Source organism: Salegentibacter sp. (assembly GCF_041642575.1).
In the GTDB taxonomy this organism is placed as follows: Bacteria; Bacteroidota; Bacteroidia; order Flavobacteriales; family Flavobacteriaceae; genus Salegentibacter.
The window spans coordinates 1-1,861 of sequence record NZ_JBEPWD010000196.1; the positions used below are offsets into that span (position 1 = coordinate 1).

The window sequence follows — 1,861 nt, forward strand, 5'->3', positions numbered from 1 at the left end:
TTACTCTTTTTCCTTCCAGTTTTCCGAAGATCAGTTTCCCTTTATGAAATTCTACCGTAGCCGTAGGAAAGTATGGAATATGGTTATAGCTAACCTCAGCTTCTATCTCTAAATCTTCAACCAGTTTACCCAGTCCTGTTCCCAGGATAATCCCGATTTCAGGGTTATCAAATCCCCTCGAAACCAGGTAATCTGTAGACTCTGTTAATTCTTTAATCATGTTTATTTTATGAATTTTCTTAATTCTGAATCCCCAGGAATATCGCTTAGCACATCAATATCGTTCAGTGTTTTCAAAAGTTTGACAGTGTTATTTTTAAAATCCTCTAGCGTATTTTTCAAAACCGAAGAGGTACTCCAAACCTTATTTTTAAATACTTTCGAATTTAGTGATTTCATTCCTAATAAGTAGTACCCGCCGTCTTTTGCAGGGCCTATGACCACATCATGCTTATGAAGCCTGAGAAAAGCATCGTCAAGATCCTCTTTTGCGAGATCCGGCAGATCGGTTCCAATAATAATCACCCGTTTATAGCCTTTGGCAAAAGCATCGCGAAAGGCATGCTCCATTTTCTCCCCCAGATCATTTCCCTTTTGAAATTTTTTTTTGAAGATTTCCCCATCAAAAATATCCTGCTGCGGAAACGACTCAGTGTAGTAAACTATCTTATCAACTGATATTTCTTTTGTGATTGTGGCAATATGATTCAGCAGAAATTTATAGATATCCAGGGCAGCTTTTTCTCCAATATCTTTAGCCAGACGGGTTTTCACCTTACCTTTTTCAGGATTTCTGGCGAAAATTATAAGAAGTTCTTCGGAATTGCTTTTCAAGGTGAGAATGGTTTGAGGTAAGAAAATCAAGAAAGGCTTCCCTGGCAACTGCTACCGGCGCCGGCAGTGCACCCATAACAATGTTGCGAAATAATTATCTCCCGATTCTGCAAGGTTTCCTCGTTATAATCGCTAATATGCTTAATATCAGAGGCCACTTTTAGTTCCAGCATCTGGTTGAAATCACAGTCATAAAGCCAGCCGTCCCAACTTACAGAAATGGTGTTTGTGCACATTACATTTTCTACCGCGGCAGGATTGTAGGCATTCACCAGTTCATACATATAATCTTCATAGTTTTCTGAAGCAATTAAGTATTCAAGAAATCGACTAATAGGAAGATTAGTGATTGTGAAGAGATGATCAAAATCAATATTGAAATCTTCTTTAAGGGCCTTTTTGAAATCCTTCTCCATGGCCTTTTCATCGGTTGGAAGGAATGCCCCCGAAGGATTATAAACCAGGTCTAGTTTTAAACCGGTTCCGGGCTGAGCATAGCCAACTTCATTAAGCATTTGCAGGGCCTTAATCGATTTATCAAAAACTCCGCTGCCACGCTGTTTATCGGTTTTTTCCCTTTTATAGAACGGAAGGGAGGAAACCACGTGCACATTGTATTTTTTAAAAAAGTCGGGCAGGTCGTAGTACTTTTTATTCGCGAGGATTATTGTGAGATTAGAGCGTACTATAAAATCCTTAATCCCGGCTTTGGATGCCTCCTCAACAAACCAGCAAAAATTCGGATTCATTTCCGGGGCTCCACCGGTAAGGTCTAAGGTGTGTGCTTTTGTTGTTTTTATTACCTCCAGGCATTGTTCCATGGTATCTTTGGTCATGATCTCTTTACGATCGGGACCTGCATCTACATGACAATGCGAGCAAACCTGGTTGCACATGTATCCCAGATTTAACTGAAGGATTTCCAGTCTTTTGGGTTTCAACGGAAAATTACCGGTCTTAGCGATCTTATCTTTGAAATAGGGAAGTTCCCCATCTTTAAAGATCCCATTGCTTAATATCTCCAGCT

General features: G+C 39.8%; 2 protein-coding genes and 1 pseudogene. All 3 read right to left on the reverse strand.

The window, feature by feature from the left end; translation table 11 throughout:
• Positions 1 to 220, reverse strand: a pseudogene (locus tag ACESK1_RS13250) (purine-nucleoside phosphorylase); the annotation flags it as partial.
• Positions 221 to 222: 2 nt separating this feature from the next.
• On the reverse strand, positions 223 to 834 hold the full coding sequence (locus ACESK1_RS13255; RefSeq protein WP_372920644.1) for a TIGR04282 family arsenosugar biosynthesis glycosyltransferase: 612 nt from the start codon (positions 832 to 834) through the stop codon (positions 223 to 225).
• Between the two features lie 26 nt (positions 835 to 860).
• Entirely contained in the window at positions 861 to 1,859 is a 999-nt protein-coding gene (arsS, locus tag ACESK1_RS13260) for an arsenosugar biosynthesis radical SAM (seleno)protein ArsS (protein WP_372920645.1), read from the reverse strand.
• Positions 1,860 to 1,861 lie beyond the last annotated feature (2 nt).